The 8574-nt window shown below is 72.5% G+C and carries 5 protein-coding genes; 3 read left to right on the top strand and 2 right to left on the bottom strand.

Translation table 11 applies throughout. The annotated features are described in order from the left end of the window. Window positions 1-5857 (top strand): non-ribosomal peptide synthetase (locus HET64_RS32630; RefSeq protein WP_215110766.1); only part of this gene is annotated, 5857 nt, incomplete at its 5' end. Window positions 5858-5942: 85 nt separating this feature from the next. On the opposite strand, the gene HET64_RS32635 is transcribed toward HET64_RS32630, so the two are convergent. Next, window positions 5943-6134, bottom strand: coding sequence for a DUF4236 domain-containing protein (locus HET64_RS32635; protein ID WP_215110767.1), 192 nt, complete (start codon window positions 6132-6134; stop codon window positions 5943-5945). A 223-nt stretch (window positions 6135-6357) separates the two neighbouring features. After that, the gene (locus tag HET64_RS32640) at window positions 6358-6711 is read right to left on the bottom strand and encodes a PRC-barrel domain-containing protein (RefSeq protein WP_215110768.1); all 354 of its coding nucleotides are present in this window, start codon (window positions 6709-6711) and stop codon (window positions 6358-6360) included. A 496-nt stretch (window positions 6712-7207) separates the two neighbouring features. Here HET64_RS32640 and HET64_RS32645 point away from each other — a divergent pair, with 496 nt between their 5' ends. Together HET64_RS32645 and HET64_RS32650 are read left to right on the top strand one after the other, a co-directional pair. Further along, window positions 7208-8095, top strand: a complete 888-nt coding sequence (locus tag HET64_RS32645; RefSeq protein WP_215110769.1) for an SIS domain-containing protein — start codon at window positions 7208-7210, stop codon at window positions 8093-8095. 54 nt (window positions 8096-8149) lie between these two features. Then, the coding region (locus tag HET64_RS32650; RefSeq protein WP_215110770.1) for a class II fructose-bisphosphate aldolase at window positions 8150-8574 on the top strand (425 nt) is incomplete at its 3' end.

Raw genomic sequence — 8574 nt, forward strand, 5'->3', positions numbered from 1 at the left:
AGATGGGTATAAGAGACAGGTCCCGGCTCACGGTTACGTCCGCCAGACCGTCCGAGGGCCCCTGGACACCCGGCTCCTGGGCCGGGCGCTCGCCGCGCTCGCCGACCGGCACACCATGCTGCGGATCCGCATCGAGAGCACCGGAAGCACCGGAAGCACCGGAAGCACCGATGACGGGATCGGGAAGGGGTTCGGCTCGGCGACACCGGCGCAGTACGTCGCGCCGCCTGCCGCGCTGTCCGCCTGGTACGAGGCCCGCGAGCTGACCGGACGAATCGAAGAGCTCGAAACGGCCCTGTGCAACCGGCCGTTCGACCTCTCCGCCGAGCCTCCCGTGCGCGCGCTCCTCGCCCGGGAGAGCCCTGAGCTCTCCCATCTGGTGCTGGTGATCCACCATGCGGCCGGTGACGGGTACAGCCTCAACGTCCTCGCCGGAGAACTCTGGTCGCTCTACACCGCCCTCGCCGACGGGCACGCACCGACACTGCCCGCGCCAGGCACCGACTTCGCGCGGTACGCGGCCGTCGCCGCCGATGGGCGGTCCTCCACGGACGGCATGAGAGCTCTCGCCGCCGACCGGCTCTACTGGTCGGGGCGGCTTGCCTCCCGGGGCGAACCGCTGCGACTGCCGTACGACGGTGATGCGTCCGCCCTGCCCGCGGCGCCGATGACCACGCACCAGAGCGCCCTCGCCCCAGTGCCGGCCGCCGCGTTGGAGCAGCGGGCCGCCGCTCACGGGGTGAGCCTCTTCCATCTGCTGCTCGCCGTGCACGTGCGCTGTCTGGCCAGGTGGAGCAGGCAGCGGGAGATCGCGGTCAACGTCGCCCGCGCCCGGCGGGACGACCGCATGGCGGGCCTGGACCGGCTCGTGGGGCCGCTCGCCGACACCCTCCCCTTGCTGTGCGTGACGGACCCGGACGAGTCGGTGGGGGCCCTGGCCGAGCGGCTGGCGGGAATCTGGCTGGAGAGCGAGCAGCACGCGAGCCTCACCGGCCTGGACCTGGCACGGCTGCTGCCGGCGGACCCGGCCGGGGCCGGCCCCCGGACGGTGAGCCCGGCCGGCTTCAGCTTCTCGCGCTTCCCCGCCGCTCTCGACGGGCGTTGTCCGGTGAACGTGCGGCCGACGGCGGCCGGCACCGCCACCGCCGCGACCCGCCTGAGCCTGCTGTGCTGGCAGGACGAGGCGGTCCTGCGCTTCTCGTGGAACTTCCCCGTCCGGCTCTTCGACCCGGCGACGGTGGCACGTCTGGACCGGGACTTCCACGACGAGTTGGCCGCGCTCGTCGAACCCCGGCCCGGCCTCCCGGCGGCCCCGGAGCCCCTGCCGGTCCACGGCACCAGCACCGGATCCGGATCCGCCACCCTCGTGCGTCGGCTGGTCCAGCGGTTCCGGGCCGACCCGGACGCGGTCGCCGTCGACACCGGCGCCGCCACTCTGACGTACGCCGAACTCGACCGTGCCTCCCACACTCTCGCGACCTCGCTCCTGGCCCGCGGCGTCACCCCGGGGAGCCTCGTCGGGCTCCTCACCGAACCCGGCGCCGACACCGTCGTCTCGGTCGTCGCGGCCCTGCGCGCCGGTGCGGGCTGGGTTCCGCTGGACGCCGGCCACCCGACCGCGCGGCTGACGGACCAGCTCACGCGGTCGGGCGCCCGTACGGTGCTCTGCCACACCGCGACCCGGGCGGTGGGGGAAGCGCTCGGCGACGTCGCCCTGGTGGACGTCGACGCTTCGGCACCGCCGTACCGGGGTGCGGCGATTCCCGGGCCCGCCGCAGGCCCGGACCAGGTCGCAGACCTCCTCCCGTCACCGGACGAACTCCCCGCACCCGACGGCCCGGTCGACGCCGACGACATCGCCTACGTGATCTTCACTTCCGGATCCACCGGCCGGCCCAAGGCCGTTCCCATCACCCACCGGTCGATGGAGAACTACCTCGACTGGGCGATCGACACCTTCGGATACGACGAGCACGACCGGCTCGCCCAGACCGCGTCACCCTGCTTCGACGCCTCCGTCCGCCAGCTCCTCGCGCCACTGCTCGTCGGCGCCACCGTAATCACCGTGGCCTGGGACCTGCTGCGGGATCCCGACCGGCTGCTGACCCACGTCGAACGCAGCCGCATCACCGTCTGGAGCTCCGTCCCCACACTCTGGGAACAGCTCCTCGGCGCTGCCGAGGAACGCGTACGCGACGGCGCACCGCCGCCGGACCTGTCCGCGCTCCGGTGGATCCATGTCGGCGGCGAGGCCCTGTCACCCGCCCATGTGCGCCGCTGGTTCGACCTCTTCGGCGACGGTCAGCACATCGCCAACCTGTACGGCCCGACCGAGGCCACGATCAACACGAGCTGCCACATCATCCGGGCCCGGCCCGGCGACCAGGTGCGGCGGCTTCCCATCGGCTGCCCCGTTTCGGGCACGGAGGTGGAGGTCGTCGGCCCCGACGGGGAGCCCCTGCGGCCCGGCGAGGCAGGTGAGCTCCTGATCTCCGGAGTCGGCCTCACCCCGGGCTACCTCGGCGAACCGGCCCTCACCGAGGCCGCTTTCACGGTCCGGCGCGGTCGCCGCTGGTACCGCAGCGGCGACCGGGTGCGGTGTTCCGAGGACGGCGTCCTGGAGTTCCTCGGGCGGCTGGACGACCAGGTGAAGATCCGTGGCAACCGGGTCGAGCCGGGCGAGATCGAGGCGGTGCTCCAGACCCACCCGGACGTCACCCACGCCGTCGTCCTCGCCGAGGACGGACGCCTCACCGCCTTCGTGACACCGGGGCCCGGATCTCCCGGAGCGGATGCCGTGGCGCTCCGGCTCCATCTCGCGGAGTCACTGCCCGCTTACATGCTTCCGTCCCGGATCACCCGCGTCGGCAGGATGCCGCTCACCAGCACGGGCAAGATCGACCGGCGTCGGCTTCCGGCACTCCGGGAAGCGACCGAACCGCCCGGGGCGGCCACGGACACCGGCACCGACGCGCGTACGGACGACGTCCGTACGCCGCCCCGCACTCCCACCGAAGTCCGGCTGGCCGCCATCTGGACCGCTCTGCTCCAGGCCGACGACGTGTCCCGCGAGGACGACTTCTTCGTCCTGGGCGGCGACTCCCTGCTCGTGCTGGAAGTGTTCGCCAGGCTGGAGAAGCAGGGCGGTCCGCTCCCCCGGCCGACCGTCATCTACCGCAACCGCACACTCGCGGCCCTCGCCGCCGCGGTGGACACCGCGGCGGGCACCGCCGTCGATGCCGCAGCGAGCACCGCCGTCGACCACCCCGGGACGCCCGAACCGGCCGTCGCTCCGCCACCCTTCCCGCTGACACCCACCCAGCGGGGCTTCCTGCTGGCCGAAGCCCTCGCACCGGGCACGACATCGGCGTGGCTCACACGGTTGCGTCTGTACGGCCGCCTCGACACCGCCCGCTTCCAGATCGCGGTGGACACGCTCGTCGGGCGCCACCCGATGCTCCGCACCGTCTTCCCCGCCGGGGCGCGCCCGGCCGTCCAGCAGGAGCTGCCGTCCTCACTGCGCCTGCCGGTCGACTTCGAGGTCCTCACCGACCCCGGTCAGGTGGAGGAGCGGGTCACCGCCGAACGGGCGCGCCGTTTCGAACCCTGGGCCTGGCCCCTGTTGCGCCTGCGGGTGCTCACCGTCGCTCCCGACGAGCACGTCCTGGTCGCCCACGCCCACCACATCATCGGCGACGGCTACAGCGCCGCACTCCTGGTACGGGAGCTGACGGCCGTGTACGACGCCTTGTCCAGCGGCGAAGAACCGGCGCCGGTACCGCCGCGCGGCACCTTCCGCGACCACGCCCTCCAGCTCGCGGCGCGCACGGAAGCCGCCACGGCGACACCCCCGGCAGCGGCCCCCGCTATCACCGTCGGGAGAGGCTCCGCCACCCCGGCCGCGTCACTTCGGCCGGGCGTCCCGACCGGCGAGGACCGGTGGGAGCGGCTGAGCGCGCCCTACCGGCCGCCCCTGCTCGCCGCCGGTACGACCACCACCGGCACGCCTCCGGGCAATGCCGCCGACCCGCTCTTCCACACCTGCGGGTTCACGGTCGACGCCGGCCGGGTGGAGGCGCTGCGCGGGCTCGCGGCGCGCACCGGGTCCTCCCTCCACGCCCCGGTGCTCACCGCCTACTACCGGGCCCTCGTGTCCGCCACGGGCCGGGCTGATCTGGTGCTCGGTATGGCGGTGAGCGGCCGGGACCACTCCCTGCCCGACGCACACCGGGTGTTCGGCCCCTTCGCCGCGGCTGTTCCGCTGCGGCCGGCGGGTCCGGCGTCGGGGCGGTCCGACGACGCGGGTTTCGAGGACGATCTGCGGCGGGTCGCCGCCGAGGCCGCCGAGGCGCGGACGTACGAGGGGGCCGTGCCGGCGCTGTCCAACGGCCTGCCCATGGCCTCGCAGTTCTTCTTCACCTCTCTGGACTTCTCCGCCCTGGGTCCGGAGAGCGGCAGGACGCTGACCGTCTCCCGGGAGGGCGGCGACAGCGTGTACACACCGCCGCCGGCCGGTACGGATGTGTTCCTGGCGGCCGGTCCGGACGGCGGGCGGCTGCGGATCACCGTCCGGGCGGCGGCGACGGCGTTCACCCCGGAGGCGCTGGCCGCGTTCACGGACTCGGTGCGCGACGGTCTGGCGCATGCGGCGGCCCCGACCGTGCCCGATGCCGACCGCCTCGACAGCCCGGGGGACCCCGGCCGGGACGCGCGGATGGACGCCGCGCTCGTCGGCTACCTGCCGTCCCCGGCCGACCTCGCCCGGCTGTCGGGCCTGCCGGAGGCGGCGCTGCCGCGCGAGCAGCTGCGGACCCTGCTGTTTCCGGGCGGGCTGCCACGGCTTCTGGAGACGCTGAAGACGCCGCTGGGCCGTTCGGGCTTCGTGTGCGTGCCGCTGTTCGCGGACGAACTCGCCCCCGGCGACGACCTGCTCGGGCACACGACGCGGGGGGTGGAGCTCGCCTCGTCGCTCGGTGCGCGGGCCGTGTCCCTCGCGGGCATGATCCCCTCGCTCACGGGCTACGGCTTCGACGTCCTGCGGGCCGTCGGCACGACCGGAGCCGTCACCACTGCCGCCACCGGCCCCGCCGTCACCACCGGTCACGCGGCGACCGTCGTGTCCGTCGTCAGGACCGTACACGCGGCTCTCGACGCGACGGGGCAGCGACTGGGCTCTCTCACCGTCGCGTTCGTGGGGCTCGGCTCGATCGGCTCCTCCTCACTGGAGTTGCTGCTCACCCGGGCCCAGCGGCCGCCCACGCGGCTGCTGCTCTGTGACGTACCGGGCAGCGGGCCACGGCTGAAGGAGCTGGCCGAGAGCCTCCTGGAACGCCGCCTCGTCGAGATCGTCGAGGTGGTCGAGTCGGATCACGGTCTGCCCGACGCCGTGTACGACGCCCGCCTGATCGTCGCGGCGGTCAGCGGGGGCGGCGCACTCCTGGACATCGGCCGTCTGGCACCCGGTACGACGGTGGTCGACGACTCCTTCCCGCACTGCTTCGACACGTCTCGTGCCATCGGCCGGATGGAGCGGGCGAAGGACGTCCTGGTCGTGGGCGGCGGACTGCTGAGCGCCGGCCCCGCGGAACGGCAGGTGGCCGAAGGGCTTCCGGCCGCCGCGGTGGCCGGATACCTCGCGCAGCCGATGGTGCCGGACACCATCGCGTCCTGCCGGCTGGAGTCCCTGCTCCACGCCTCGGGTGCCGAAGTGCCGCTCGTCCACGGCCCGGTCGACGCGGCCACCGGACTGGCCTACTGGGAAGCGGCCGAGGCGGCCGGCATCCACGCCGCACCCCTTCACCTGCTCACGCGCACCGTCGACCCGGGCATGCTCGCGCGACACCAATGGAGTTCATGACCGTTCCCTCACGTCCCCGAACCACGAAGCGCGGACCCCCGGTCTCTTCGACCGGGGGTCCGCGGACGGACGTGCGCCTCTCCCATCAGCCACGGCGCGTCTTCCGCCAGCCGAAAGGGCCCGGCAGATTCATCGAGGTGGTCCGCCGGCCGGTGCTGCTCCGGGTATGGCGGGGACCGTTCCTGCCGCCACCAGTGGTGACGGACCAGGACTTGCGATTGATGTTGAGCCGAACGCCCGGAAGGATCCTGAAACTCTTACGAAATGTCAGCGGCATGACCTCTCACCCTTCTCCACGCCTGTCACGAATCAACTACACCTGAATTCAAGCCTGCTGCTGTACGTATGCTCGACTCTCCTCTTTCCATGCTCCCCGCGCCCGATTCCGCACCGGCGCCCCGCCCGGGGCAGCCCCGCCGCGCGGCACGAGGAGCACGGCGACGGCGGGCGGGGCCGGAAGCACCAGGCTTCCGGCCCCGCCCGTCACACACAGCGCCGAGTCACACGCGGCGGTGGCGGCCGTAGTACTCACCCGTCGTGCGGTGGAAGTCCGCGTCGCCTATGTGCTTGTCCTTGTCGAACTCCGGGGAGTCCTTGATCTGGTCCTTCGTGAGGTCGATGTAGACCTTCTTGTCGCCGCTGTCGATCCGGCTCACCGTGCCGGCCGGAAGCAGAACATGCTTGCCGAAGATCCATACACCGGTGTCGACCACAAGGTACGAGGACGACACGTCATCGGAGTGCTTGTCGACCTTGCCGATGCTGCCGTCGGTCGCCTCGACCTTGTAGCCGATCAGGTCGGCACCGGCGGTGTGACCGACATTCGGCTGGTAACCCCACAGATTTTCACTCATGAGAAACTCCTAAGTTCGTCGGAAATACAAGGGCGTATTGGGGGCTGCCTCCGGGCAGGGCCGCGCCGGTTTTCTTGCCGTCCGGTCGAGCTGCCCTTCCCTCATCAACCGCTGACAGCCTCGTGCCCCACGTCGCCCGGCACATGTCCGAGAAATCGGTTGTTTTTCGAACGGATGAGCGGGAATTCGGGTGGCATGTGGTGTGCCTGTCTTACCGGCCTCACGGGTGAGCCTTTTCGACGTCCACCGAACAGCGCCCTCGTCGACTCCCTGGACCGCCGGGCCGGTCGGCACCCGCCCCGGCTGGACCCGGCCTTCCCGGCCCGCCACCACGCGCCCGCTTCCGCACCCCGTGGCCTGCGGCAGCCACACAGCCACCGCCCGGGACCGACGCGACCCGGGATGCACCGAACCTGCACCCGTCTGCTTGATATTGCTTGAAATGCTTGCCTAATATGCAGCTTCGAGCATCGACCGCCGGGAACAGGGAGCACAGATGACGCACGTGGCTCAGGAGCTGGCCAGTCAGCCCGACTGCTGGCAGGTGGCCGCCGGCATGGCGGACGGACTCGCCCACCGGCTTCCGGCGGCCGGCGAGCGCATCGCCGTGGTCGGCTGCGGTACGTCGTACTTCATGGCCCAGGCCTACGCTGCCCTCCGGGAGGGCAGCGGCCAGGGCGAGACCGACGCCTTCGCCGCTTCGGAGTTCCCGGCCGGCCGCCCGTACGACCGGGTCGTGGCGCTGAGCCGCTCCGGCACCACGACCGAGGTGCTCGGACTCCTCGGGAAGATCGGTGACACGACCCGCCGCACGGTGGTCATCGGCGACCCCGACACCCCGATGGCGGCGATGGCCGACGACACGATCGTGCTGGAGTTCGCCGACGAGAAGTCCGTCGTCCAGACCCGCTTCGCCACCTCGGCGCTGACCCTGCTCCGCGCCCATCTGGGCCTGCACACCGACGCGGTCGTCGAGGACGCCCAGGTCGCGCTCGCCGAGCCGCTGCCCAGCGGTCTCGTGGCGTGCAGCCAGTTCACCTTCCTCGGGCAGGGGTGGAGCGTGGGACTCGCCAACGAGGCCGCGCTGAAGATGCGCGAGGCGGCGCTGGCCTGGACCGAGGCGTACCCGGCGATGGAGTACCGGCACGGCCCGATCAGCATCTCCACCCGCTCCACCGCGACCTGGATGCTCGGCGAGGCCCCGTCCGGGCTGATGGACGAGGTGCACGCGACCGGCGCCCGGTGGGTGGCCGGCGGCCTCGACCCGCTGGCGGAGCTGGTCCGGGTGCAGCGTCTGGCCCTGGCCATCGCGAACGCCCGCGGTCTCGACCCGGACCGGCCGCGCCACCTCACCCGCTCGGTCATCCTCAGCAGCACAGTCTGACGGCCCCGGCCGCACCCTCCCGTCCGCCCGACGGTCCCTCACCCCGGAGTCGCCATGCCCATCGCCACCACCGGCGATCTGATCGCCGAGGCCGCCGCACAGCACCGTGCGGTCGCCGCGTTCAACGTCATCACCCTGGAACACGCGGAAGCCATCGCCGAGGGCGCTGAGGCGGCTGGATCGCCGGTGATCCTGCAGATCAGCGAGAACGCGGTCGCCTACCACCGGGGCCGGCCGCGGCCGCTCGCGCGCGCCGCGGCGGAGGTGGCCGACCAGTCGGCCGTACCCGTCTCCCTGCACCTCGATCATGTGCAGTCGACCGAGCTGCTGCACCGGGCGGCGGACTGCGGTTTCAGTTCGGCGATGTTCGACGCCGCCCGGCTGCCGTACACGGAGAACCTGGCGGCCACCCGCGCCGCCGTCGTATGGGCGCACGAGCGGGGCCTGTGGCTGGAGGCGGAGCTGGGGCAGGTGGGCGG

It is taken from the genome of Streptomyces sp. McG3 (assembly GCF_018619185.1).
In the GTDB taxonomy this organism is placed as follows: Bacteria; Actinomycetota; Actinomycetes; order Streptomycetales; family Streptomycetaceae; genus Streptomyces.